This is a genomic window from Microbacterium sp. 22215, from assembly GCF_052045655.1.
Taxonomy (GTDB): domain Bacteria; phylum Actinomycetota; class Actinomycetes; order Actinomycetales; family Microbacteriaceae; genus Microbacterium; species Microbacterium phyllosphaerae.
In genome coordinates, this window is record NZ_JBQEPC010000004.1 from 241818 (window position 1) to 267179 (window position 25362).

The 25362-nt window shown below is 66.3% G+C and carries 25 protein-coding genes and 2 tRNA genes; 15 read left to right on the plus strand and 12 right to left on the minus strand.

Annotated features, from left to right (window positions below):
• Window positions 1-2122 precede the first annotated feature (2122 nt).
• Genes rsmG through rpmH form a run of 6 tightly spaced genes read right to left on the minus strand, consistent with a single transcriptional unit; the run spans window position 2123 to window position 5178 of the window.
• Window positions 2123-2746, minus strand: coding sequence for a 16S rRNA (guanine(527)-N(7))-methyltransferase RsmG (gene rsmG / locus ACTJKH_RS09065; protein ID WP_440736623.1), 624 nt, complete (start codon window positions 2744-2746; stop codon window positions 2123-2125).
• Window positions 2747-2780: 34 nt separating this feature from the next.
• Window positions 2781-3272, minus strand: a complete 492-nt coding sequence (locus ACTJKH_RS09070) for a Jag family protein (RefSeq protein ID WP_440736624.1) — start codon at window positions 3270-3272, stop codon at window positions 2781-2783.
• A complete protein-coding gene (gene yidC, locus ACTJKH_RS09075; RefSeq protein WP_210096442.1) occupies window positions 3269-4339 on the minus strand; it encodes a membrane protein insertase YidC in 1071 nt (356 codons plus the stop codon). Before yidC ends, ACTJKH_RS09070 begins: the two co-directional genes overlap by 4 nt.
• Before the next feature lie 3 nt (window positions 4340-4342).
• On the minus strand, window positions 4343-4693 hold the full coding sequence (gene yidD, locus ACTJKH_RS09080; RefSeq protein ID WP_440736625.1) for a membrane protein insertion efficiency factor YidD: 351 nt from the start codon (window positions 4691-4693) through the stop codon (window positions 4343-4345).
• Window positions 4690-5034: a ribonuclease P protein component gene (gene rnpA / locus ACTJKH_RS09085; protein ID WP_259161257.1), complete on the minus strand. Its 345-nt coding sequence runs from the start codon at window positions 5032-5034 to the stop codon at window positions 4690-4692. Before rnpA ends, yidD begins: the two co-directional genes overlap by 4 nt.
• Before the next feature lie 6 nt (window positions 5035-5040).
• Entirely contained in the window at window positions 5041-5178 is a 138-nt protein-coding gene (gene rpmH, locus ACTJKH_RS09090) for a 50S ribosomal protein L34 (protein WP_022889115.1), read from the minus strand.
• A 441-nt stretch (window positions 5179-5619) separates the two neighbouring features.
• On the opposite strand from rpmH, the gene dnaA reads away from it, so the two are divergent.
• The 7 genes from dnaA (at window position 5620) to ACTJKH_RS09125 (ending at window position 15471) form a co-directional block, all read left to right on the plus strand.
• Complete coding sequence (gene dnaA, locus ACTJKH_RS09095; protein WP_372443573.1) at window positions 5620-6888, plus strand: chromosomal replication initiator protein DnaA; 1269 nt, start codon at window positions 5620-5622, stop codon at window positions 6886-6888.
• Window positions 6889-7383: 495 nt separating this feature from the next.
• Window positions 7384-8526 carry a DNA polymerase III subunit beta gene (gene dnaN / locus ACTJKH_RS09100; RefSeq protein WP_210096446.1) on the plus strand — a complete coding sequence of 381 codons (1143 nt, stop codon included), beginning with the start codon at window positions 7384-7386 and terminating at the stop codon, window positions 8524-8526.
• A gap of 85 nt (window positions 8527-8611) precedes the next feature.
• Window positions 8612-9772 (plus strand): DNA replication/repair protein RecF, encoded by a 1161-nt coding sequence (gene recF / locus ACTJKH_RS09105; RefSeq protein ID WP_210096448.1) that lies wholly within the window; start codon window positions 8612-8614, stop codon window positions 9770-9772.
• Window positions 9765-10268: a DUF721 domain-containing protein gene (locus ACTJKH_RS09110; RefSeq protein ID WP_056310963.1), complete on the plus strand. Its 504-nt coding sequence runs from the start codon at window positions 9765-9767 to the stop codon at window positions 10266-10268. Before recF ends, ACTJKH_RS09110 begins: the two co-directional genes overlap by 8 nt.
• A gap of 118 nt (window positions 10269-10386) precedes the next feature.
• Window positions 10387-12456, plus strand: a complete 2070-nt coding sequence (gene gyrB, locus ACTJKH_RS09115; RefSeq protein WP_440736626.1) for a DNA topoisomerase (ATP-hydrolyzing) subunit B — start codon at window positions 10387-10389, stop codon at window positions 12454-12456.
• 52 nt (window positions 12457-12508) lie between these two features.
• Window positions 12509-15070: a DNA gyrase subunit A gene (gene gyrA / locus ACTJKH_RS09120; RefSeq protein ID WP_440736627.1), complete on the plus strand. Its 2562-nt coding sequence runs from the start codon at window positions 12509-12511 to the stop codon at window positions 15068-15070.
• Entirely contained in the window at window positions 15067-15471 is a 405-nt protein-coding gene (locus ACTJKH_RS09125) for a DUF3566 domain-containing protein (RefSeq protein ID WP_210096451.1), read from the plus strand. Before gyrA ends, ACTJKH_RS09125 begins: the two co-directional genes overlap by 4 nt.
• Before the next feature lie 51 nt (window positions 15472-15522).
• On the opposite strand, the gene ACTJKH_RS09130 is transcribed toward ACTJKH_RS09125, so the two are convergent.
• Complete coding sequence (locus ACTJKH_RS09130) at window positions 15523-16233, minus strand: VIT1/CCC1 transporter family protein (RefSeq protein WP_440736628.1); 711 nt, start codon at window positions 16231-16233, stop codon at window positions 15523-15525.
• 139 nt (window positions 16234-16372) lie between these two features.
• On the opposite strand from ACTJKH_RS09130, the gene ACTJKH_RS09135 reads away from it, so the two are divergent.
• From ACTJKH_RS09135 to ACTJKH_RS09155, 5 genes are all read left to right on the plus strand, one after another.
• Window positions 16373-17641 carry a sensor histidine kinase gene (locus tag ACTJKH_RS09135; RefSeq protein ID WP_259161232.1) on the plus strand — a complete coding sequence of 423 codons (1269 nt, stop codon included), beginning with the start codon at window positions 16373-16375 and terminating at the stop codon, window positions 17639-17641.
• Window positions 17629-18315, plus strand: a complete 687-nt coding sequence (locus tag ACTJKH_RS09140) for a LuxR C-terminal-related transcriptional regulator (RefSeq protein WP_440736629.1) — start codon at window positions 17629-17631, stop codon at window positions 18313-18315. Before ACTJKH_RS09135 ends, ACTJKH_RS09140 begins: the two co-directional genes overlap by 13 nt.
• Entirely contained in the window at window positions 18312-19235 is a 924-nt protein-coding gene (locus ACTJKH_RS09145; protein WP_440736630.1) for a DUF4097 family beta strand repeat-containing protein, read from the plus strand. The genes ACTJKH_RS09140 and ACTJKH_RS09145 overlap by 4 nt, the downstream gene beginning before the upstream one ends.
• Before the next feature lie 85 nt (window positions 19236-19320).
• Window positions 19321-19394 (plus strand) — tRNA-Ile (locus tag ACTJKH_RS09150).
• 25 nt (window positions 19395-19419) lie between these two features.
• Window positions 19420-19492, plus strand: a tRNA-Ala gene (locus tag ACTJKH_RS09155).
• A 62-nt stretch (window positions 19493-19554) separates the two neighbouring features.
• On the opposite strand, the gene ACTJKH_RS09160 is transcribed toward ACTJKH_RS09155, so the two are convergent.
• On the minus strand, window positions 19555-20112 hold the full coding sequence (locus ACTJKH_RS09160; protein ID WP_440736631.1) for a hypothetical protein: 558 nt from the start codon (window positions 20110-20112) through the stop codon (window positions 19555-19557).
• Between the two features lie 246 nt (window positions 20113-20358).
• Between ACTJKH_RS09160 and ACTJKH_RS09165 the strand changes: the two genes are divergently transcribed.
• Complete coding sequence (locus ACTJKH_RS09165; protein WP_210096456.1) at window positions 20359-20640, plus strand: hypothetical protein; 282 nt, start codon at window positions 20359-20361, stop codon at window positions 20638-20640.
• A gap of 10 nt (window positions 20641-20650) precedes the next feature.
• Here the strand turns inward: ACTJKH_RS09165 and ACTJKH_RS09170 are convergent, their stop codons facing one another.
• A complete protein-coding gene (locus ACTJKH_RS09170) occupies window positions 20651-21571 on the minus strand; it encodes a LysR family transcriptional regulator (RefSeq protein WP_440736632.1) in 921 nt (306 codons plus the stop codon).
• 169 nt (window positions 21572-21740) lie between these two features.
• On the opposite strand from ACTJKH_RS09170, the gene ACTJKH_RS09175 reads away from it, so the two are divergent.
• Window positions 21741-22532 (plus strand): gamma-glutamyl-gamma-aminobutyrate hydrolase family protein, encoded by a 792-nt coding sequence (locus ACTJKH_RS09175; protein ID WP_440736633.1) that lies wholly within the window; start codon window positions 21741-21743, stop codon window positions 22530-22532.
• 37 nt (window positions 22533-22569) lie between these two features.
• On the opposite strand, the gene ACTJKH_RS09180 is transcribed toward ACTJKH_RS09175, so the two are convergent.
• From ACTJKH_RS09180 to ACTJKH_RS09190, 3 genes are all read right to left on the minus strand, one after another.
• On the minus strand, window positions 22570-23085 hold the full coding sequence (locus ACTJKH_RS09180; RefSeq protein ID WP_440736634.1) for a DUF3253 domain-containing protein: 516 nt from the start codon (window positions 23083-23085) through the stop codon (window positions 22570-22572).
• 79 nt (window positions 23086-23164) lie between these two features.
• Window positions 23165-24283, minus strand: a complete 1119-nt coding sequence (locus tag ACTJKH_RS09185) for a M24 family metallopeptidase (protein ID WP_440736635.1) — start codon at window positions 24281-24283, stop codon at window positions 23165-23167.
• Between the two features lie 43 nt (window positions 24284-24326).
• Window positions 24327-24776, minus strand: coding sequence for a hypothetical protein (locus ACTJKH_RS09190; RefSeq protein ID WP_440736636.1), 450 nt, complete (start codon window positions 24774-24776; stop codon window positions 24327-24329).
• Between the two features lie 155 nt (window positions 24777-24931).
• Between ACTJKH_RS09190 and ACTJKH_RS09195 the strand changes: the two genes are divergently transcribed.
• Window positions 24932-25354, plus strand: a complete 423-nt coding sequence (locus tag ACTJKH_RS09195) for an NUDIX hydrolase (RefSeq protein WP_440736637.1) — start codon at window positions 24932-24934, stop codon at window positions 25352-25354.
• Window positions 25355-25362 lie beyond the last annotated feature (8 nt).

Genomic DNA, 25362 nt, shown 5'->3' on the forward strand with positions numbered 1-25362 from the left:
CCGCGCGTCATGCCTGCATGCCTGAATTGCGGCATCTCGAGGCCGCACACGTGAGGCGGCGGGCACGCGAGCGCGATCCGGCCGTGCAGAGGCAGTGAGTTCGATGACAGCCGGGCCCTCATCGCGTTGGAGTCCCCCCGTTGCATCCTTTTCATCTTCATGCGAGCGATACGTCACCCGGCTCCCACCGAGAGGCCACTCTCGCGTTCTTCGCACAGCGCCGGCGAACATCGGGGCTGACCGTGGTCGTGAGGTCCCAACCTTCGCCCCGCATTCCGCAACACGCGGGTGAGTATCCCTGCGTAGCGATTGAGCCGGGCGTCTGCGAAACCGATCACACTGAGTGAACAGAACACCGACGTTTCACGTGAAACATGCGAAGGGGCCGACTGAATCGCGGGCGCCCGCTGCCACCCTCCCCTCGCTCCTCAGCACATCAAGAGCGGTGCGATCATCCATTCGCCCTCCCGTAAGCCGAGACACGCGTCGGCCGAGGTGCACGCCGGTCCAGACACGCGCCAGACCAGACACGCGCCAGACCAGACACACGCCAGCCGAAACACGCACCAGCCGAAACACGCGTAAGCCGAGACAAACGCAGCCCCAAAGAGTGTGATGCCTCGCCCCGAATCCCAGGACCGCACGTCCCCACGACCCCACGACCCCACTCCACCACAACCTCCAACCCCCTACCCACACCCCACAACCCACACCCCACAACCCACAACCCGCAACCCGCAACCCACAACAACATCCGGTGTCCGCGCAGCTCGCCCGGTGCAGACGAGGTGTCGGCGCCTGACCGTCCCCCTCTCACAGGAAATGGGGATCCGAGCGAGAGCCAGAGCATGCCCACCCCTGGGCGGGAATGCGTGTCGCACACCACAGAGCGCTGTACTGACGTCGGCGATCCCGGCCGCGCGACACCTTGTGAGGCCGCAGCCGTCCCCGTCTGACTGAAGGCGCCGCCTGTAGATGCACCGCCGCGGGCACCACTCAGTCCGCGGGACTTTCCCCGAGCGCGAGATTCACACGGAACACGACTCGTACGCAGGGGCAGGGACAGGGACAGAGGCAGAGGCAGAGGCAGAGGCAGAGGCAAGCTTGTCGTTCATAGGCACCGTTTCACGTGAAACATCTGCAGGTCGTCGCTGATGGGTTGCCTGTATCTCTCGCCAGCACTTCCTGGCACATGAGTCGTAGTCGCCGCTGGATTGCGTGTTTCACGTGAAACATGACACATGGCGTCCGCCGACCCTCGTCCGCCGGTGCCAAAAACCAACCGGTGGACGCATGACCGGCATGTGCGCCGCTGGTTTCACGTGAAACACCACCTGTCTTCATGTGCAACCCAGTGGCCAGGTCGTACCAACATCCGAGAGGTCCGTGCCTTGACTGCACCTACACCGTCACCTACACCGCAGGTTTCACGTGAAACGCCCGGACCTTTGCCGTCTCTGGCAGCAGCACGCGGGAACCGATGCCGCATTCGCGAGTACGAGCCGTCGGTCCGGCACTCACCGTTTCATGAACGCCTGCACTCAGCGCAGTATGACGAGTGCCCGCTGGCCGCGGGCTGGTAGAACCCTGGTGCTGCACCCGCCCCGTCGTCGACAGCACTCCCAGACCCCACAACAACAGCGACGCGACGACCTAAAGCCGTCCGCTACTCCACCACACCGCCAACGGCCCCAACGGCGGAATCAGCCCACACACTCTGGCCCGACCCCTCCCCGAAGCCTGTGCTGGGGGAACTGGAAGCGCGGCTTTCGTTCCATGTTTCACGTGAAACAACGCGGCACCGGAACAGACAGGTCCCTTTCTGCTGAACGCAACCCGCAGCCCAGATCATTCAGCCCAGATACCACCGATAGGGGCGCAGATCAGGCCGACATGCACGACAGACACCGGTGCGACCGCATCCGACAGAACAGACCGGAAAAGCGAAGTCGGTGACTGACCATGCCTATGCACTGCCCTTACCGACGCGAGTCAACGCGACAGCCCACGCGACCGGTCTCGAAACCGACGGAGGCATTCCCTCCACGAGAGCACCGGCAACGCCGTATCAGCTGATCCACACGCACGAGACGCGACCGGTCACTCGTGAAGGAAGAGAGTCTCAGCGGACGACGGCCCGGACGACGCGGGTGATCTCAGGAAGAACGCCCTCTCCGAGTACCTCTACCCGCACATCCGACAACCGGAACTTCTTGATCTGCTTCTGTGCGGCGTCGATCTCGTTCGCGGCGTTCATTCCCTTGAGAACCGTCAGCTCTCCGCCGTCACGGACCAGCGGTGCCGTCAACGGGATGAGCGTCTTGAGCGCACTCACGGCACGCGCGGTGACGACGTCGAATCCCACCGGACGTCGAACGTCCTCTGCGCGGGCACGCAGCACCTCGACGTTGTCCAGACCGAGCTCTTCGACCTGCTCGGTCAACCAGGTCACGCGACGTTCCATCGGTTCGATGAGAGTCCAGTGCACATCGGGGCGCGCGATCGCCAGGACGATTCCAGGCAGCCCTGCTCCGGACCCGATGTCGGCGACGGAACCGTGGAACAGCGGAGCAGCGATCACGCTGTTCAAGATGTGACGCGTCCACAGACGGGGAAGCTCCAGAGGACCGATGAGCCCCCGCTCCTCCCCCTGGTCAGCGAGAGCGGCGGTGAACTGCCGCGCGAGGTCGATGCGATCACCGAACAGGTCCACCGCAACTGCGGGCTCGACCTCCAGAGCACTCACGAACTCACGCCGATCCGACGCTCCACCTGAAGCATCAACGACGACGGAGGACCGTGTGCCGGTCTGCACCCTCACCGTACGACTCAGAGACAAGTCCCTGGTCAGCGGCAATATCGTGCACCAGTTTGCGCTCGTAGCTCGACATGGCGGGCAGCGACGCCTGGCTGGCACCCTCATCGAGCTTCGCAGCCGCCGCGTTGACCAGCGTCTCGAGCTGACGACGACGGATGTCGCGGGATCCACCGATGTCGAGGATCAGGCGCGAGAACGAACCGGTCTTGCTCTGCACAGCGAGTCGCGTGAGCTCCTGAAGAGCCTGCACCGTGTCGGGTGCCGAGAGCAGAGCGAGTCCGTCGCCCTCCGCCTCCACCGAGACATAGGCACGCCCCTGGCGCACGTCGAGGTTGAGATCGCCGTCGATGTCGGCGATGTCGAGAAGCTCTTCGAGGTAGTCGGCTGCGACGTCGCCCTCGTTCTCCAGCTCGGCGACCGTGGGCTCCACGGTCTCAGTCACGTTGTCGGTCACGAACCGCTCCCCTTCTTCTTCGAACGCTTCTTGCCCACGGGCTGCTGACGCTTGGGAGTCTGTGCCTTCGCACGCTCCGCCTCTTCGAGCATCCGCTGCTGCTCTGCCTCGTAGGCAGCCATCGGAACGACCTTGCCCGACGAGTCGATCGCCTTGCCCTTGCGAGCGAGGCGCTCCTCGCGTGCCTTGGCTGCTTCCGACCCGGGTGTCGGCATCTCGCGGATGACGAGGAACTGCTGTCCCATGGTCCAGAGGTTGGAGATGAACCAGTACACGACGACGCCGAGCGGGAAGAAGATGCCCGAGAAGATGAAGCCCAGCGGGAGGATGTAGAGCATGATCTTCTGCATCTGGTACGCCTGGCCGGTCTTGGCCTCGGGCGACAGGTTCTTCGAGATGATCTGCAGCTGAGTGAAGAACTGCGACGCGATCATGAGCACGACGAGCGTGACCAGGATGACGATCGCCGTGGTGTTTCCGGCATCCACCGCGTTGCCGAGCGTCTCGTGCAGAGACGCGACACCGAAGAGCTCCGCGTTGTAGAACTGCTCCGTGAGCTCGGCGTTCAGCAGACCGACGCCACCGACGCCGAGATTGTGATGCTTCGAGACGTCGCTGAGAACACTGAACAGCGAGAAGAAGATGGGCATCTGCACGAGCAGAGGCAGGCAGCTCGACATCGGCGTCGTGCCGTGCTTCTTGTATAGGCCCATCGTCTCGCGGCTCATCGCCTCACGAGAGAGCTGATCCTTCTTGCCCCGGTACTTCTCCTGAACCTTTCGCAGCTCAGGAGCGATTTCCATCATCTTTCGCTGGCTCTTGATCTGCTTCACGAAGAGCGGGATCAGAGCGGCGCGCACGACGATGACCAGGCCGACGATCGACAGCACCCAGGTCAGGCCGGACGCCGCAGGCAGGCCGACCGCGGTCAGCAGCCAGTGCCAGGCGACGAGCACCATCTCGACCAGCCACTTGAGCGGCCAGAGGATGGTTCCGATCAGGTCGAAGCCGCCGGACGCAGGCGCCGGCGAGGGGGTGGTGCTGGCGAGCAGAAGGTCAAGACCCACCGATCAGTCCTTTCGGGAAGGGACGACGAAACCGTGAGCGGTCAGGTCATAGCGGAAGTGTTCGTGCGGACGGACGTCATCGACGCCGCCGTGGCTCCAGGGATTGCAACGGAGGATGCGCCATGCCGAGAGCATCGTTCCCCGCACGGCGCCGTGCTGTTGCACCGCACCTACAGCGTAAGCCGAACAGGATGGGTAGTAGGCACAGACATCTCCGTACATCGGAGAGATCACCTTGCGGTAACCCGTGAGGAAGCCGAGCACCAGGTTTCGCGGAAGCAGCGGGATGCTGCGCAGCAGATCCCCTGAACGCGCGTGTGCCGTGCCGATCGACGAGGCGGGAAGAGCGGTCATGACCGGGCCCGCGCGAGTCGGTCGAGGCAGCGGTTCACGTCCGCGCTCAGCTCGGCGTAGCTGGCGTCGGCGGACGCAGGAAGGGCACGGATGACGACATCCGTGCCCTCGGGAACCCGCGGGAGCGCCTCCGCACAGACGGCTTTGAGTCGCCGACGGACGGTGTTGCGCACCACAGCGGTACCCACCTGCTTGCTGATGATGAATCCGAACCTCGCGGCTCTGCTCTCGCCGGTCGTCAGCATGGAGGTGACGACCTTGGCTCCGCCACAACGGGATCCGCGTCGAACGACCAGTCGATAGTCGCTCCCGCGGGTCACACGAAACGGGCGGGCGAGCACAGCGATTTACGCGGAGAGCTCGGTGCGGCCCTTCGCGCGACGAGCCGAAAGGATGGCACGGCCGGCGCGGGTGCGCATGCGAAGGCGGAAGCCGTGCTTCTTGGCGCGACGACGGTTGTTGGGCTGGAAGGTGCGCTTGCTCATGAAATCACTCCGGGAATGCTGCCACCGGGATCGATTTGACCGGAGACATAGGGATCTGCCATTCAGGCATAAGTCAACCGATTAAGGGTACGTCCTGACGGCGCGCAGAGCAAATCTGCGCGCTTCGACCTCGACCTCCGGCACGATCCGCACAGCTATTATCCACAACCTCCGCCGTGCACGTATGCGCAACACGCGCGCGGAATCCCGGAGGCAGGTTGCCGTTCCCAGCCACGGTGACTACCGTGGCATCCGAAGTTATCCACAGGGGGGCCGCCTTTTCTCGACGCCCCTCCGCATCCCCCAGCACGGAGCGTCATGTCATCACCTGCCCAGCCCGACGTTCCGATCTGGACCACGGTGCAGGATCTGCTCGAGGCAGACGACCGGGTGACTCCGCAGCTGCAGGGATTCCTGAGTCTCGCCGTTCCCGCCGGAGTCATGGCTGCGACGCTGTACCTCGAGGTCCCCAACGACCTGACGGCCGCGCAGATCAACAAGCGTCTGCGGCTGCCGATCATGGAGGCGCTCTCGCACATCGGTCAGGAGGTCACCTCGTACCGCGTGGTCGTGAATCACGAGCTCGCCGAGCAGCCCACCGCCCCGATCGCCGTCGCCGACTACGGACGCCAGGAGCAGATCCGTGTCGAGTCCCCGATGGAGCAGCCCACGCAGCTGCGCCACGAATCGCGACTCAATCCGAAGTACACCTTCGACAACTTCGTCATCGGTCAGTCCAACCGCTTCGCGCACGCCGCAGCCGTCGCCGTCGCCGAGGCGCCGGCCAAGGCCTATAACCCGCTCTTCATCTACGGAGATTCGGGTCTGGGTAAGACCCACCTCCTCCACGCGATCGGCGACTACGCGCAGTCTCTCTACGCGGGGGTGAAGGTGAGGTACGTGTCGAGCGAGGAGTTCACGAACGACTTCATCAACTCGATCGCCAACAACCGCGGTGCCGCCTTCCAGGCTCGTTACCGCGACGTCGACATCCTCCTCATCGACGACATCCAGTTCCTGCAGGGTCGTGCGGAGACCCAGGAGGCGTTCTTCCACACCTTCAACACGCTCCACGATCACAACAAGCAGGTCGTGATCACCAGCGATGTGGCACCGAAGCATCTGACCGGCTTCGAGGACCGTATGCGGAGCCGCTTCGAGTGGGGCCTGATCACCGACGTCCAGGCGCCCGACCTCGAGACGCGTATCGCGATCCTCCGCAAGAAGGCGCAGAGCGAGGCGCTCCATATTCCCGACGAAGTACTCGAGTACATCGCGACCGTGGTCTCGTCGAACATCCGAGAACTCGAGGGCGCCCTCATCCGCGTCTCGGCGTTCGCGAGCCTGAACCGCTCCGCGCTCGACATCTCCCTCGCCCAGACCGTGCTGCGCGACATCATCGACACGGCGGAAGACAACATCATCTCGCCGACCGACATCATCACGGCGACCGCTCAGTACTTCAAGCTCACGGTCGACGATCTGTACGGATCGAGTCGATCGCAGCAGATCGCCACCTCTCGCCAGATCGCGATGTACCTGTGCCGTGAGCGCACGAGCCTCTCGCTGCCGAAGATCGGTCAGCTGTTCGGAAACCGCGATCACACGACCGTCATGTACGCCTACAAGAAGATCAGCGAGCTCATGAAGGAGCGCCGTTCGATCTACAACCAGGTGACCGAGATCACCACGCAGCTCGGTCGACGCTGAGCGCACGCTGCCTCGAGAAAAGGGGGTCGCAGGGTCCGCCAGGACGCTGCGACCCCCTTCTCGTGCGTCTGAGCGGCATGCGCGAGTCCGGATGGATGCCAGTTTGCACATGTGGATAACTTGTGGATGGATCGCGATCAGGTCGGGACGAATGTGGGGGAAACGGGCCAACCTGTGGATAACTACGGGAGAGTACTCCGACCGGCAGACCCCCTCCACCCGCGGATTCCTCAGGGATTCCACAAGTGACAAGCGTGTAGTTCCCTACTCGCGTCTGCTTTCCACCGAGTTATCCACAGTATCCACAGGTGTTAACACCGTTAAGGAGTTAATTCAATTCAGGGGCGATCCGATCACCAGACGGTGGGGAAACTCCGACAGGCCCGAGGTTCGACCCGGCCGTAGGGATCCGACCGACTGTGGGGCTAGCATGGGAAGCCCTGCACAGGCAGGACCGATGACGACACGTCTCAGAACGACGACAAGGGAGCACCCGTGAGGTTTCAGGTCAACCGCGATGTCTTCAGCGAGGCTGTCTCGTTCGTCGTCAAGCTGCTTCCGCAGCGCAATCCTCAGCCGATCCTCGCCGGAGTCCTGATCGAAGCAGACGGCTCCGGCCTCACGCTCTCGGCCTTCGACTACGAAGCCTCGGCACGGACGACCATCGAAGCCACTGTCGAGACACCGGGCACGATCCTGGTCCACGGCCGCCTGCTCTCCGACATCGCGAGCCGACTCCCGAACGCTCCGATCGAGATCGCCGTCGAAGACGACGGCAGCATCACCGTCAGCTGCGGATCCGCTCGATTCACACTTGCCGCCATGCCGGTCGAGGAATATCCCTCGATCCCCGAGGTCTCCGGCTCCTCCGGCGTCGTTCCCGCCGATGACTTCGGTACCGCGATCGCGCAGGTCGGCTTCGCGGCATCCCGCGACGATGTCACTCCGGTGCTCACCGGTGTGCAGCTCGAGGTCTCCGGTCACACGCTGAGCCTGGTCGCCACCGACCGTTACCGCGTGTCGCTTCGCGATGTGCCCTGGGACGGGGAGGCCGTCGAGGCCACCGCACTCGTCCCCGCACGAACGCTCCTCGAGGTCGGAAAGACGTTCGGTCACGCCGGCACGATCCAGATCGCCTTCTCCGGAGCCGGCGACCGCGAGATCATCGCGTTCACGGCGGGCAACAAGACCGTGACCTCGCTGCTGATCAAGGGGAACTTCCCGCCCGTGCGCCGTCTGTTCCCCGAGCAGACCGAGCACTACGCGGTCGTCAACACCGCCGACCTCGTCGAGGCCGTGCGCCGAGTGTCGCTCGTGCTCGACCGTGCCGCTCCGCTGCGTTTCACGTTCGCGAGCGACGGCGTCACGATGGATGCGTCGGGCAGCGAGCACGCGCGGGCATCCGAGTCCGTCGATGCGATCCTCTCGGGCGGCGACGAGGTCACTCTCGGCCTCAACCCCCAGTACCTCATCGAGGCATTGGGCGCCGTGAAGAGCGAGTTCGTCCGCGTCACGTTCACGTCGAGCGACAACGCGAACAAGCTCAGCCCCGTGCTGATCACGAGTCAGACGTCGGTCGATCAGGCCGGACTCGATTCGTTCAAGTACCTGCTGCAGCCCAACCTCCTGCTGCGCTGATTCCGCTACGCGACTTCACGGTATCGCCAGGGCATGAGTGCCCTACCGAGAGTCCGATGTCAGACGCCGAAGGTAGGCTGACAGCGTGATTGTGGAACACCTGAGCCTGGTCGATTTCCGCAATTACGCGACCGCTGATCTCGCCCTGCACAAGGGCCCCAACGTGCTCGTCGGTCGAAACGGCCAGGGGAAGACGAATCTCGCCGAGGCTGTCGTCTTCCTCGCGACCCTGGGTTCGCACCGCGTCTCATCCGATGCGCCCATGGTCCGCGAAGGTCAGGATTTCGCGATCATCCGTGCGCGTCTGTCGCACGGCGAGCGTCGAGTGCTCGTCGAGGTGCAGGTCAACAAGCAGGGGTCGAACAAGGCCCGCATCAACGGCTCGCCGTCGAAGACCAACGAACTCCCCCGCTACGCGCACGTCGTCCTGTTCGCTCCCGAAGACCTTCAGATCGTGCGGGGCGACCCCTCGGCGCGACGCCGCTTCGTCGACCAGCTGCTCATCCAGCGCACGCCGCGGATGTCGTCGGTGCTCGCCGACTACGACCGCGTGCTCAAGCAGCGCAACGCCCTGCTCAAATCGGCGCGTGCTCGCGGCATCAAGGGCGAGGGTCTCAGCACGCTCGACGTGTGGGACGACAAGCTCGTGTCGCTCGGGGCCGAGATCATCACCGCCCGCCAGCGGCTCGCGACCGATCTGCAGCAGCCGGTGGCCGAGGCGTATGCCGCGATCGCCGGTGAGGATCACCGTCCACAGCTCGACTGGGCGCTCTCGGTGCGAGGCGCAGACCCCGAAGAGGGGGTGGATGCTCCTGCCGAGACCTCCGGCGACATCGCCGAGATGTTCCACGCAGCGCTTCTCGCGAAGAGGTCCAACGAACTCGACCGCGGCCTCACGCTCACCGGACCTCATCGCGACGATCTGGTGCTGCGCGTCCGCGGTCTTCCGGTCAAAGGCTATGCGTCCCATGGCGAATCCTGGTCGGTGGCGCTCGCTCTCCGCCTCGCATCCGCGGAGCTGCTGCGCAGCGAATCCCCCGCCGGCGACCCGGTGCTGATCCTCGACGACGTGTTCGCCGAGCTCGATGCCGACCGCCGGCAGCGCCTCGCGGCGCTGACCGCCGGATACGAGCAGGTGGTGGTGACCGCGGCGGTGGAGGAGGATATCCCCGAGGTCCTGCATGCGCACGTGGTGCGGATCTCGGCGGGAACCATCAGTGACGAGAGAGAGGTGACCGATGACTGACGTCGCAGCCGTTCCGGCACCCGAGACCCCCGAGACCGTCGCCACCTACCTGCGTCTGCGTGGCCTCGCGCCGAGTTCGAAGTCGTGGAAGCGCAAGCGCCGCATCGTCACCGATGACGACAACGCTCCGTTCACCCCGGGGCGCGACCCGGGAGCGCTCGGCGCAGTGCTCGACAAGCTCAGTCGGGATTCGGGGTGGCAGAAGACGCTGGCTCGCGAGGACCTGGTGCGTCAGTGGGCCGATCTGGCCGGCAGCGACACCGCGAAGCACTCTGAGCCCGTCTCGCTCGAACGCGGTGTGCTCACCGTGAAGTGCGATTCGACGGCCTGGGCGAAGAACCTCCAGTACATGCGCGGGACGATCCTCACCGAGATCGGCCGACGGTATCCGGATGCCGGTGTCGAGAATCTGCGCTTCATCGGACCGGACGTACCCTCGTGGAAATGGGGTCCCAGAGTCGTTCCAGGGCGGGGCCCGCGAGACACCTACGGGTAGGACACCACGGATGGGGTCCGACACGCTCAGAGGGCCACAGGTGGCCGCTCAGCCGCATCTCGACACGAAAAGCCGCTAGACTGGGACTTCGTGATATCGATGTGGAGAATGCCCTCTGATGACGCCTGAATCCCCCGCTGACGAGACGGAATCCACCACCGGGGAGACCCCCGCCACCGAGAACAAGATCTCACCCAAGGTGAAGCAGCCCGGTGAGTACGGTGCCGACTCCATCCAGATCCTCGAGGGTCTCGAAGCCGTCCGCAAGCGCCCGGGTATGTACATCGGATCCACGGGACCGCGTGGTCTGCACCACCTCGTCTACGAGATCGTCGACAACTCCGTCGACGAAGCCCTCGCAGGGTACGCCGACACGATCTTCGTGACGCTTCTCGAAGACGGCGGCGTCCGCGTGATCGACAACGGCCGCGGCATCCCCGTCGACCCGCACTCCTCCGACCCCACGAAGTCGACCGTCGAGGTCGTGCTGACGATCCTGCACGCCGGTGGAAAGTTCGGCGGCGGTGCGTACGCCGTCTCGGGTGGACTGCACGGCGTCGGCTCCTCCGTGGTGAACGCCCTGTCGACCCGGTTCGACGTCGAGGTGAAGCAGAAGGGCTTCGTCTGGCGGCACAGCTTCGCCAACGGTGGAGTCCCGCAGCAGAAGCTCGAGAAGGGCGAGGCCTCCGACGAGACCGGAACCAGCATCACGTTCTGGCCGGACGCCGAGATCTTCGCCGAGACGACGGACTTCGACTACGACACTCTGCGCACGCGCTTCCAGCAGATGGCGTTCCTCAACAAGGGACTCCGCATCGAGCTGTCCGACGAGCGTCCTGCCTCGGCCTACGAGGTCGAGGTCGACGGTCAGGCGACTCTCACTCAGCCGAACGACGTGTTCTTCTACGAGCGCGGCCTCGTCGACTACGTCGAGTACCTCAACAAGGTGCGTCACGCCGAGGTCGTCAACGACGAGATCATCGCGTTCGAGTCGGAGGACACAGAGCGCAAGATCTCGCTCGAGGTCGCGATGCAGTGGACGACCTCGTACACCGAGAACGTCTTCACCTATGCGAACACGATCAACACGCACGAGGGTGGCACGCACGAGGAGGGCTTCCGTGCGGCGCTGACGACGCTGGTGAACAAGTACGCCAGGGCGAACAACCTTCTCAAGGAGAAGGACGACAACCTGTCGGGCGACGACGTCCGTGAAGGACTCACCGCGGTCATCTCGATCAAGCTCGGTGAGCCCCAGTTCGAGGGTCAGACCAAGACCAAGCTGGGCAACACCGAGGCGAAGGCCTTCGTGCAGAAGGTCGTCGGCGATCAGCTCGGCGACTGGTTCGGTCGAAACCCGAACCAGGCCAAGAACGTGATCCGCAAGGCGATCGACGCGGCCACCGCGCGTCTCGCAGCTCGCAAGGCCCGTGAGACCGCTCGTCGCAAGAGCGTCTTCGAATCGGCGGCGATGCCCGACAAGCTCAAGGACTGCACCAGCAAGGACCCCTCGATCAGCGAGATCTTCCTCGTCGAGGGTGACTCGGCCGGCGGCTCGGCGGTGCAGGGTCGCGACCCGCACACGCAGGCGATCCTGGCGCTGCGAGGCAAGATCCTCAACGTCGAGCGCGCTCGCCTCGACAAGGCCCTCGGCAACAAAGAGGTCCAGGCGATGATCCAGGCCTTCGGCACGGGCATCGGCGAAGAGTTCGACATCGAGAAGGCGCGGTATCACAAGATCGTGCTGATGGCGGATGCCGACGTCGACGGCCAGCACATCACCACGTTGCTGCTCACTCTGCTGTTCCGTTACATGCGCGGGCTGATCGAGGCAGGCTTCGTCTACCTCGCGATGCCGCCGCTCTACCGTCTCAAGTGGTCGAACCAGCCGCACGAGTATGTGTTCAGCGACGCCGAGCGCGATGCGCTGCTCAAGTTCGGGCTCGACAACGGCAAGCGGATCCCGAAGGACGCCGGCATCCAGCGCTACAAGGGTCTCGGCGAGATGAACGCCAAGGAGCTGTGGGAGACCACGATGGATCACACGACGCGAACGCTGCGCCAGGTGACCATCGAGGACGCCGCCGCAGCGGACGAGATCTTCAGCGTGCTGATGGGTGAGGACGTCGAGTCGCGACGCAGCTTCATCCAGCGCAACGCCAAGGACGTCCGCTTCCTCGACATCTGACGCGTCCCCCGCGCCTGCATTCGTTCGACAACGACCGGAATCGACAACACACATGACTGACGAAGTACGCCCCGAGCCGGCACACGACCACGGCAAGATCGACCAGGTCGACCTGCAGTCGGAGATGCAGCGCAGCTACCTCGACTACGCGATGGCGGTCATCGTCGGCCGCGCGCTGCCCGACGTCCGCGATGGGCTCAAGCCGGTGCACCGCCGCGTGATCTACGGCATGTACGACGGCGGGTTCCGCCCCGACAAGTCGTTCTCGAAGTGCGCCCGTGTCGTCGGCGAGGTCATGGGTCAGTACCACCCGCACGGTGACTCGGCGATCTACGACGCCCTGGTCCGTCTCGTGCAGCCGTGGTCGCTGCGGTATCCGCTGGCTCTCGGCCAGGGCAACTTCGGCTCGCCCGGCAACATGGGCGCCGCTGCTCCCCGATACACCGAGACCAAGATGGCCCCGCTCGCGCTCGAGATGGTGCGCGACATCGAGGAAGACACGGTCGACTTCACCGACAACTACGACGGTCAGACCCAGGAGCCGACGGTCCTGCCGGCGCGCTTCCCGAACCTGCTCGTCAACGGATCCGTCGGCATCGCGGTCGGCATGGCGACCAACATCCCCCCTCACAACCTGCGCGAGGTCTCGGCCGCTGCGCTCTGGGCGCTCGACAACCCCGGTCTCCCCCGCGAGGAGCTGCTCGAGGGACTCATCCAGCGCATCCCCGGTCCTGACTTCCCGACCGGCGCGCAGATCCTCGGCACCAAGGGTGTGCAGGAGGCCTATCGCACGGGACGCGGATCGATCACGATGCGCGCGGTCGTCAACGTCGAGGAGATCCAGGGCCGCACGTGCCTCGTGATCACCGAGCTGCCGTACCAGGTGAACCCCGACAACGTCGCGGTGAAGATCGGCGACCTCGCGCGTGACGGCAAGATCACGGGCATCGCGGACATCCGCGACGAGTCGTCCGACCGCACGGGTCAGCGTCTCGTGGTCGTGCTCAAGCGTGATGCGGTCGCGAAGGTCGTGCTCAACAACCTCTACAAGCACACGCAGCTGCAGGAGAACTTCGGCGCCAACATGCTCGCGATCGTCGACGGCGTGCCGCGCACGCTCGCGATCGACGGTTTCGTGACGAACTGGATCACGCACCAGCTCGAGGTCATCGTCCGTCGCACGCGCTTCCGCCTCGCCAAGGCGGAGGCGCGCATGCACATCCTGCGTGCCTACCTCAAGGCGCTGGACGCGCTCGACGAGGTCATCGCTCTCATCCGTCGATCGCAGACCACGCAGGATGCGAACGAGGGCCTGCAGAAGCTCCTCGACATCGACGACATCCAGGCGCAGGCGATCCTCGACATGCAGCTGCGCCGACTCGCGGCCCTCGAGCGTCAGAAGATCCTCGACGAAGCCTCGGAGCTCGAGCGCCTCATCGGCGAGTACCAGGCGATCCTCGCCGACGAGTCCCTGCAGCGCGACATCATCCGTGACGAGCTGACCGGCATCGTCGACCGCTTCGGCGACGACCGTCGGACCCACATCCTGCACGGCTTCGACGGCGACGTCTCGATGGAAGACCTCATCGCCGAAGAGGAGATGGTCGTCACCATCACCCGTGCCGGATACATCAAGCGCACGCGCAGCGACAACTACCGGTCGCAGCACCGCGGTGGCAAGGGCATCAAGGGCGCGCAGCTGCGCGCCGACGACATCGTCGAGCACTTCTTCGTGACGACCACGCACCACTGGCTGCTGTTCTTCACCGACAAGGGTCGCGTCTACCGCTCGAAGACCTACGAGGTTCCCGAAGCCGGTCGCGATGCGAAGGGCACGCACGTCGCGAACCTCCTGGCTCTGCAGCCCGATGAGAACATCGCGCAGGTGCTCGACATCCGCGACTACGCGGTCGCTGACTACCTCGTTCTCGCCACGCGGGACGGACTCGTCAAGAAGACGCGACTCGAGACCTACGACACCAACCGTCAGGGCGGCGTCATCGCGATCCGTCTGAACGACGAGGACGAGCTGGTCTCGGCTCTCATGGTGAACGCCGAGGACGACATCCTGCTCATCAGCCGCCGTGGCATGTCGGTGCGGTTCAGCGCCACCGACGAGGCGCTGCGTCCGATGGGTCGAGCGACCGCCGGCGTCAAGGGCATGAAGTTCCGCGAGGGCGACAGCCTGCTGTCGGCGTCCGTCGCGGCACTCGGCCAGTACGTGTTCGTGGTCACCGACGGCGGCTACGCGAAGCGCACCGCGATCGAGGAATACCGCGTCCAGGGACGCGGCGGATTCGGCATCAAGGTCGCCAAGCTCAACGATGATCGGGGCACCCTGGCGGGTGGTCTGATGGTCGCTGAGGACGACGAGGTCTTGGTGGTTCTGTCCAGCGGCAAGGTGGTACGCTCTGCCGTGGCCGAGGTGCCCGCCAAGGGCCGCGACACCATGGGAGTGGTGTTCGCACGGACGACGGAAGCCGACCGTATCCTCGCCATCGCCCGCAACGGTGAGCGGGGCCTCACCGAGGAAGACGAATCGGAAGAGGCGGAGGTGGACTCCGAGACCACCGCCCCCGAGACGAACGAGAACCCTGAGGAAGCAGACGCATGAGCACAGTAGCCGACAAGCTGGCGAAGAAGTCCACGCGCAAGACCGGAGGCAAGCAGGTCCGCCTGCGCCTCGTCTACGTCGATTTCTGGTCGGCCGTGAAGCTCTCGTTCCTGGGAGCCGTCGCGCTCGCCATCGTCACGATGGTGTCGTTCTTCCTCATCTACCTCGTGCTTCAGGCGACCGGCATCCTCACGCAGGCCGACGACTTCGTCGGCGTGATCACCGACAACTCGGTGCGCATCTCCGAGGTCGCCGGGCTTCCTCAGGTGATGGCCTTCGCCGCCGTCGTCTCGATCCTGAACCTCATCGTGTTCACCGTGCTCGGCGCGGTGATCGCGGGCATCTACAACGTCGCCGTGAAGGTGACCGGCGGACTGCTCGTCGGGTTCATGTCGAACTGATCCCACGGATTCGAAGAAGGGCGGATGCTGCGGCATCCGCCCTTCTTGCGTCTAGACCACCCCGGTCGTGCCGAGGAGCGTGCCGATCAGCCACGTGATGAGCAGGGCGAGCGCCCCGCCGACGACGAGCCGGACGGATGCTCGGAGGGGTGGCGACCCGCCGATCTTCGCAGACACCGTCCCCGTGACGGCGAGGGCGAGGAGGACGGCGATGAAGGTGACGGGAACCCGCCACTCGGGTGGGGGCAGCAGGATGGCCAGAAGCGGGAGCAGGGCCCCGAGCGTGAATGCGATCGCAGACGACAGCGCCGCGTGCCAGGGGTTCACGAGGTCGTCCTGATCGATCCCCAGTTCCACCTCGAGGTGCGCGGCGAGGGCGTCGTGCGCGGTGAGCTCCTCGGCGACGGTGCGTGCCGTCTCCTCGCTGAGTCCGCGGTGTCGGTACAGGGCGGTGAGTTCGGCGAGCTCGGCGTCGGGCATGGTCCGAAGCTCCTCACGCTCCTTCGCGATCAGTGCCCTCTCGCTGTCGCGCTGGCTGCTGACCGACACGTACTCGCCGAGGGCCATCGAGATCGCGCCGCCCACCAGACCCGCGAGGCCTGCGGTGAGCAGTGCCGCGTTGTCGGTCGTGGCGCCGGCGACGCCGACGACGAGGGATGCGACCGAGACGATGCCGTCGTTCGCACCGAGCACGCCGGCGCGCAGCCAGTTCAATCGCTGTCCGAGCCCTGCTCCGTGCGGTTCGCCCTCGTGTGCGCTCATGGGCTCAGTGAAGCAGATCGTCGCACGCACCGCGCCCCCTTCGGGCCGTGCCAGATCTGACGAGCACTACGGAAAACCCGAACTCGGGAGTCCGGTTGCCTCGGTGTCGGGGCGATCCGCACCGCCGTACCTTGGAGACATGACGACACAGACTGCCACGCCCCCACCGGCGACGGCCTCGAAGCCGCCGCTGCGCATCTTCCTCTCGATCCTCCATCTGGCGGGCATCGGGGTCATCGGCGGCTTCATCTTCGCGACCCTCTCCGGACTCCTGGGCACAGGCCTCGGTCTGCTCTTCGCAGCCGGCATCGGCGTCGTGCTCCTCGTCGGGTTCGTCTACGCGCTGTTCGGCGTCGGCTGGTTCGAGGTCGCCCGCGTCGGTGCCCTCTACAAGGCTCCGATCGCCCCGCTGCGTTGGCGACCGCGTGATCGGCCCGGCTTCGCCGGCTGGCTGCGCTCGCTCGGACGACAGGCGATCGACGGCCGCATGTGGCGGGCGCTCGCGAACTTCGCGATCACGGCCGTGCTCGGCTGGATCGTGCTGCGCCTCGCCTGGGGCGTCGTGTGGTCGATCGTGATCTGCTTCGCCCCGCTCACGGGGACGGATGCCGTGATCGGGCCGTTCGGCGGAGGCGGCATCGACGCCTCCTGGGCGCCACTCGTCGGCATCCTCGGTCTCGCCGCCTCGCTCGCCGGGATGATCGGTCTCGCTCTGCTGCACCGCGTGCTCTCGCTGTCGATCGTGATCCGCAGCCGCGAGGCTGAACTCACGGAGCGTGTGCGCACCAGCACCGCCCAGCGGGAGGGCGCCGTGCGCGCCGCCGACGTGGAGCGCACTCGCATCGAACGCGACCTGCACGACGGCGTCCAGCCGCGGCTCGTCTCGGTCGGCATGACCCTGGGCCTCGCCCAGCAGAAGATCGACGACGACCCGGATGCCGCGAAAGAGCTGATCGCCGAGGCGCACACCTCGACCAAGGCGGCCATCACCGAACTGCGACAGCTCGCCCGCGGCATCCATGCCTCGGTGCTCGACGATCGTGGCCTCGACGCGGCTCTGTCTGCGTTGGCCGGCCGGTCGCACATCCCGGTGAGCCTCGACGTCCGGATGGACGGACGCTGCAGCCGTGAAGCGGAGGCCGCCGTGTACTTCTCGATCGCCGAATCGCTCACGAACGCCGCGAAGCACTCCCGAGCCAGCGAGGCCAGGGTCACCGTGCGTCTGCGCGAGGGCGGGGTGCTGTGGGCCCGCGTCGAGGACAACGGTATGGGCGGCGCTCAGGTGCAGCCCGGTGGTGGCCTCGACGGCATCGCGAACCGCATCCTCGCCGCCGGCGGAACCTTCCGCCTCGAGAGCCCCGTGGGCGGACCGACCAGCCTGGAGGTGAACGTGCCATGCGCATCCTGATCTGCGAGGACTCGGTCCTGCTGCGCGAAGGACTCGTGCGCCTGCTCGAGGATGCCGGCCACACCGTGGTCGCGGCGCTCCCCGACACCGAGGGACTGGTCGAGGCGGTGGCCGAGACCGACCCGGAGCTCTGCATCCTCGATGTGCGCCTCCCTCCGACGTTCACCGACGAGGGCATCCGTGCGGCACTCGGCCTCCGCGCCACGAACCCGGCTCTTCCGCTGCTCGTGCTCTCGCAGTACGTCGAGGAGCGGTACGCCTCGGACCTCATCGCGGCCCAGGGTGGCCCGCTCGGCTACCTTCTGAAGGACCGCGTGGCCGATGTCTCGGAGTTCCTCGGGTCTGTCCAGCGGATCTCCGAGGGCGCGACCGTGCTCGACCCGGAGGTCGTGGCCCAGCTGCTGACACGGCGCAACCGCGACGACCGGATGCAGCGGCTCACCGAACGCGAGCGCACCGTCCTGGCGCTCATCGCCGAGGGCAAGTCGAACCAGGCGATCGCCGGGTTGCTCTTCCTCTCCGAGGCCAGCGTCGAGAAGCACATCACCGCGATCTTCCAGAAGCTGGGCTTCGAGCAGGGAGAGTCGGGCAACCGACGAGTGCTCGCCGCCCTCGCACACATCGAGAACACGGGCGGCGCTACGCCGACCGGACAGACAGGAGTGGGACGATGACCACGAACGACGACTTCCAGGGCGGGCACACCCCGCTCACTCCCCCGGCGGCCGCCCCTCCGGAGGCCCCGGCACCGACGCCCGCACCCAGTCGCGCGGAAGACGGGGGCCGCTCCTCGGGAGCGACCGCGGTCATGATCCTCACCGCAGTGGTGGGCGGAATGGCTCTGATCGGCTCGGGAGCGACCGCTGCGGTCGCCGCGACCGGCAGCCTGGTCGCCGCGTCGACCGAGGGCACGGACTCGGTGCTGTCCGAGGATGCATCCGGCATCCAGCGGATCGACCTCGACGTGGATGCAGGGAACATGCGGATCGAGTTCGGTGACGTCGACGACGCGGAGCTCGCGGTGACCAACAGCCGTGGTCCGGCGTGGACGCTCGAACGAGAAGGCGACTCCCTGGTCGTGCGCAGCCCCGAGTTCGAATTCGGATGGTGGTTCGGCAGCTGGTTCGGCGACGACCAGTCGGCGGTGCTCACGCTCCCCGAGAGCCTGCGGGACGGTGCCCTGGACGCCGACCTGACCCTCGACGCCGGGAGCCTCGACGTGGTCGGCGACTTCGGCGCCCTCGACATCACGGTCAACGCGGGAGCGGTCGACCTGGAGGGCGCGGCGACCGGGCTGAGCATCGACATGAGTGCCGGTCGCGCCGACGCCGTGCTCGACGGGGTGGACACGGCCGACCTCAGCGTCTCCGCCGGCGATCTCAACGTCGAACTCACAGGTCGTGCACCGTCGCAGACGACGATCGACGTGAGCGCCGGATCCCTCGATCTCACGGTGCCCGACGAGTCGTACACGATCACCCAGGACGTCAGCGCGGGCTCGCTCGACGCCAAAGTCGACCAGGCATCGGGCGCCCGGCGCACGATCGACGTCTCGCTCTCCGCAGGCAGCGTGACGATCCGTCCGGGCGGCTGATCCCCCTCGAGGGCGGGGATCCGTGGGGGTCCCCGCCCTCGATTGGGTAATTCGGGAAATCTCCGGTAAAGTTTCGGAGGTTGACGGGCCCATAGCTCAGGCGGTTAGAGCGCTTCACTGATAATGAAGAGGTCCCAGGTTCAAGTCCTGGTGGGCCCACTCCTCAACTCAATATTTCCCTCACGGGGCCTTAGCTCAGTTGGTAGAGCGCCTGCTTTGCAAGCAGGATGTCAGGAGTTCGAATCTCCTAGGCTCCACACTGTGTTGAGACAGTTCGAGAAGGCCCCGCTTCGGCGGGGCCTTCTCGTTTGTATGGGTGTCACGGCATCGTCTGCTCGGAGAGCTCGTTGGTGGCGGTGTCACAGGTCGTGATGCGCCACACGGCGGAGCCGCCGTCGATCTCTCGCGCCATCTCGACGATCAGCGGACTCGGCCACTGCTCTCCTGATGCCATCGCCGCCACGATCGCACCGCTGCCGGGGCTCTGCTCCGCCTCGGTGAGTTCCACATCGCCCGACGAGAGGACCTCGAAGGACCGCACGTCGACGATCGACTCCATCCCGAAGCCCGGGTCGTCCACGCGCTCGCCCCACATGTCGGTCTTCGAGGAGACGCTGCGGATGCGCCACACCCACTGCTCGTTCAGGTACTCGAGTCGGAGTCCGACGACGCTGCCGCCCACAGCGGCCGACTCCGACGGCAGCCCCTCGAGGAAGTCCGTCGGCCACGTGAACTCCGGCGGCATGCAGGTTCCGGGGTAGTTCTCGCCGACGGCCTGCGGAGGCGCCGGCGTACCGGCTCCCGTCGAGCATCCGGTCAGGGCGCCGATCGCACCCGCGAGGAGGATCCCCACAACCACACGCACGTCTCGCTTCATCGCCCCTCCGTCTTCCGGCGTCCAGAGCCTATCCGCTGCATCTCGTCCACAGGTGTTAACAAACCTGTTAACAACCCTGGAGCGCCATTCCACAGGTGTGGATGGATCTGTTAACAACTCGGACGCCCGAAGAGAACGGAGGGGTTCCTCGTTTTCCGAGTGTCAGGAGCCGACCCCGTTGCCATGCTGGCCGCCGGTTCGCAACCCCCCTTCTCAGGTCGCGGCCCCCGGCGTAGCGTGCCGGGCATGAGCGACGCGAAGACGATGATTCAGACAGAGGTGGTCTTCGACGGGACGAGTTACCTTCTCGCCCAGGATCAGGATGTCGGAGACCTCCGACATCGCATCGAGGCTGCGGCGAAGACCGGAGGGACCTTCATCGATGTCGTCGTGGTCGGCAACAGATCCGTCAGTCTGCTGATCACGCCGACGAGCCGAGTCGCGATCAGCGTGGCGACGGTGGCATATGACCCGCGCGACACGGGCGATATCGACTTCCCGTACAGCGGGTACTACGACGTCCTCTGACGTTCGCGGGTCAGGCGGGACGAGCGGCGGTGAGTGTCTCAGCCGCGTCGTGGAGGCACTCGATGAATGCGGCGCAGACCGCGCTCTCGTCAGAGCGGGCCTGGCGGGCGGCCATGAGCCTCGTCGTCGGCGACCCGGCGAGAGGGATCACCGCGATCGACGGCGGAACCAGCTGTCGCACGGACTCAGGCAGGATGCTCGCGCCGACGCCGGCCGCGACGAACCCGAGCGCCGTCTCCTGGTGCACGACCTCCTCGGCGATGCGCATGGCGCCCGGGGCGATCCCGAGCACTTCGTGCACCCGATCCACATACCCCGGCATGAGTGAGCGAGGGTAGGCGATCATCGGGACCTCGAGGATCTCGGCCGCCGTGACCTCCGCGCGAGACGCGAGGCCGTGTGCGACCGGTACACACATCACCAGTCGCTCCTCGAACACGACCTCGGTGATCAGCTCGGGAGCTCTCGCATCCGACAGCGCGGACTCGTCGCGCACCAGCCCGACGTCGAGCGTCCCGTCACGGAGGCGGTCGATCTGCTCTCCCGATGTCAGGGGCACCAGGGACAGCGTGACGCGGTCACGGCGGGAGCGGAACAGGCGCACCACCTCGGGGAGCACGGTGTAGTTCGCCGAGCTCACGAACCCGGCGGTGAGCTGACCTGCCAGGCCGTCGACATAGTCGCGCATCTCGCCGCGCACGGCGTCGACCTCGTCGAGGATCCTCCGCGCGCGCTCCTGCAGGTGGAGGCCGGCGGGCGTCAGCGTCACGCGCCGAGTGCTGCGGTCGAACAGCGGCACGCCGACCTCTCGCTCGAGTCGACCGACCTGCACGCTCAGCGGGGGTTGCGACATGTGCAGACGCCGTGCCGCACGCCCGAAGTGGAGCTCGTCAGCGACAGCCATGAAGTAGCGCAGTTGACGGAGTTCCATCTCGGAACGATACGTGCCGTGTATTACCGCCGCGTTACACGTGGATTGCGAGCAAAGCGCTATCAATGCGAAGGGGAAAACGTATTTGACCTGGGGTTGTCACGAGGCTTTATCTGGAAGCAGAACGTGATGGAGGGACCAGCACCATGACCGCACCCCGGGTCGCAGAATGAGCGTGCACGTCGCTCTCTTCCACGTGCGCACCCGCCGTCAGGCCGCCGCCGTCGGATACCAGACGCTCCTGGACGGCCTGAACGCCTCCGCTGTCGCAGCGATCGAACGGGTGGGGTGGACGACCTCGCTGCACGCCGCCGGTGAGGCCCCCGAACCGCAGCTGAAACGCGCCTCTCGAGAGGCGGATGTCATCGTGCTCCTCGGCGGCGACGACATCGAGCCACTGCTCTACGGCCAGTCCGACCGGCGTCCGCAGCGCACCGCGTACCAGCGTCGTGCTGACCGCACGCAGATCGCGGTCGTCATGGAGGCGGTGCGGTCGAGGCGGCCGCTGCTCGGAGTCTGCCGCGGCATGCAACTGCTGAACGTCGCCCTGGGCGGGACGCTCCACCAGCACGTCGGCGGGCACCGCGGCGCGGGGGTCGATCCCTTCGTCGCGACCGATCTCAAGGACCTCGATGCGGTGTCGCCGCGACTGCGGCACCCTCTCCTGTGCACCCATCATCAGGCCGTCGACGAGCTCGGTCACGGCCTTCGTGCCATCGCCCGTTCACACAACGGAGTGGTCGAAGCGGTCGAGCATGAGTCGCTGCCCTTCCTCGGTGTCCAGTGGCATCCCGAGCATCCCTCGGTCGCCGCGGATCAGTTCACCGAGCTTCTGCGGATCGTCCACCGACGGGGAGCGGCGCTGGACCCTGCCACGACGATGGCCGCCGCCGGACCGATGGAAGTCACGCGTCCTGTTCCGTCGTCGATCGATCGACGTGCGACAGTCGTGCGGCACTGACAGCGGTTCGGACGGATGATCGCGCGTCGGCGATCCTTCAGATCTCCGGGCCGCGGATGATCCGCACGGGCCCGCGAACAGTGCGGATGCTCACCGGCTCGCCCTTCTGGGTGACGCGGATCTCGTCGCGGTCGGCGAGGTCGGCCGCCACGCGACGGACGTCGGGCATCAGACCGCGCCAGGACTCGCCGCCGACCGTCCGAGCGACGTCGCTCGGGCAGATCGAGGATTCGCCGCGCTTTCGGACGAGCGCCCGGATGGCGGCCGCGATGCGCTCGTCGAACCCGTCGCCCGTGCGCTCCTCCCACCACGGTGCGCCGCGCTCGCCGAGCGCGGTCTTGGCGTCGTGCACCCGACGCCGCGCATCCACCTCCGACGACTTCACCGCTCGTCGCGCCGCCATGAGCTCGTCGACCAGCTCCTGACGGAATCCGTCGGGGATCGAGGGGTCGGTGGCCCGCCAACGCCGGCCGTCGATGACGACGTGGTGACCGTCGGCTGTGCGCACGGCACCGGCCTTCTCACCGGATCGCGCGTCGCTATCGGATGCCATGCGAGCAGTCTGCCGTGATCTCTCCGGCCGACACAGGGTCTTGACGGGCCGAGCGGATGCCTCCTCGACCCGTGAGGGCTCAGCCGACTGCCGTGAGCTGGTGCGGCGCGACATTCAGCCGTTCGCAGCCCTCGGCCGTCACGACGACGATGTCCTCGATACGGGCTCCCCACTCGCCGGCGAAGTAGATGCCGGGCTCGATGCTGAAGGCCATGCCCTCCCGCAGCACCAGGTCGTTGCCGGGGGCGATGTACGGCTCCTCGTGCACCGAGACGCCGATGCCGTGGCCGGTGCGGTGCAGGAACGCCTCGCCGAGCCCGGCGTCGGTCAGAACCCGTCGCGCGGCGGCATCCACCTCTTCTGCGGTCGCACCCGGTCGTGCGGCGTCCACCGCGGCCTGTTGCGCGCGCACCAGGACCGCGATCCGGTCGGCGGCGTCGGGCGCCGGAGTTCCCACCACATACGTCCGCGTGCTGTCGGAGTTGTAGCCGCTCGGCACCGCTCCCCCGATGTCGACGACCACGACCTCGCCGTCGCCGATCACGCGGTCGGAGACCTCATGGTGCGGATCGGCGCCGTTGGGACCCGAGCCGACGATCACGAACTCGACCGTGCGATGCCCCTCGGCGACGATCGCCTCGGCGATGTCGGCGGCCACCTCGCGCTCCGTGCGGCCCGCACGCAGCCATTCAGGCACACGCCGGTGCACCGCGTCGATGGCCGCGCCCGCGCGCCGCAGCTCGGCGATCTCGTCCGCATCCTTGATCATGCGTCCCTCGCGCAGCACGGGAGTCGCGAGCTCGATGCGCACGCCGATCCGCTCGGCGACCGGGATCACGTGCAGGGCGGGGAGTGCGTCGGAGACGCCGACGCGGGAGACCGCGCCGACGGCGGCGGCCACGAGATCGTACGGGTTCTCTCCGTCGACCCAATCGGACACCGCGAGGCCGAGCTCACCCACAGCGGTGCTGCGCACCTTGGCGAGCTCCATGCGCGGCACGATGACGGTGGGTGCGAGTCCCGGGCCCAGAACGAGGGCGGTGAGCCGCTCGATCGTGTCGCCCTCGACACCGACCAGATACTGCAGGTCGGGGCCAGGGCCCACGATGATCGCGTCCAGGCCGGCAGCGGCGGCGAGAGCTGCGGCGCGCTCGAGTCGGGCGGCGTACACGGAGGAGGGGAACGGCAGTGTGCTCACGGCCTCCACGCTACTGCGCGCGTTGCCGCCCGGGAACCGCTGCTCAGCTCACCGCGAGGCGGATGCGCTCGGTCAGCGCCTTGCGGTTCGCCACCGTCAGGTCGAGCAGCGCGTATGCGGTCGGCCACATCGTGCCGTCGTCGAGGTTCGAGATCGGCTCGAAGCCGAAGGTGCCGTAGCGCACCTTGAACTTGCTGGCGGGCTGGAAGAAGCAGAGCACCTTGCCGTCCTTGCCCCACGCCGGCATGCCGTAGTAGGTGCGCGGCATGAGCTCGGGGGCGACCTCGGTCACGAGCGCGTGCAGTGCCAGCGACAGCTCGCGATCCTTGTCGTCGGGTAGCTTGGCGATCGCCGCCTCGAGGTCGGCGACGCCCTCGGCGCGCACCTCTTCGGGGGTCTTCTTCGCACGGGAGCGGGACTTGCGCTTGTCGGCGGCAGCCTCCTTCATGGCCTCCCGTTCTTCGGCGCTGAAGTTCTTCTCGTTGTCAGCCATGGCCGACTCCTTTCACGGGGTGATCTGCGATGGATCTCACACTACGGACGCCGCGGACCGCTGCGCTTCTCGATTCCTGATCGATATCGGTATGTCCATCGCGGGCTGCTGACACAGAGCACGCTCCGGCATCCGGCTGACGTTAGGGTGAGGGCATGGACATGCGGGTCGCGGCATACGCGGTCGTCACCGATGACGACGGGCGCATACTCCTGGCGCGCTGGATCGAGGGGCGTCGGGTCGCCTGGACCATGCCCGGTGGCGGCCTGGAGCCGGGCGAAGCGCCCGAAGATGCAGTCCGTCGAGAGCTCCGTGAGGAGACGGGATACACCGTCAAGGTCGGCGAGCTGCTCGGCATCCACTCCCGGGTGATTCCGGCGAGCCAGCGGGTCAACAAGTCCGATCAGCCGCTGCACACACTTCGCATCGTCTATCGCGCGACGGTCAGCGGCGGAAAGCTGAGGTTCGAGACGGACGGCTCCACAGACATGGCCGAGTGGTTCACTCTGAAGTCGGTGTCGGAGTTGCAGCGGGTCAAGCTGGTCGACATCGCGCTGCGGATGGCCGGCATCCTCTGACGCGAGTG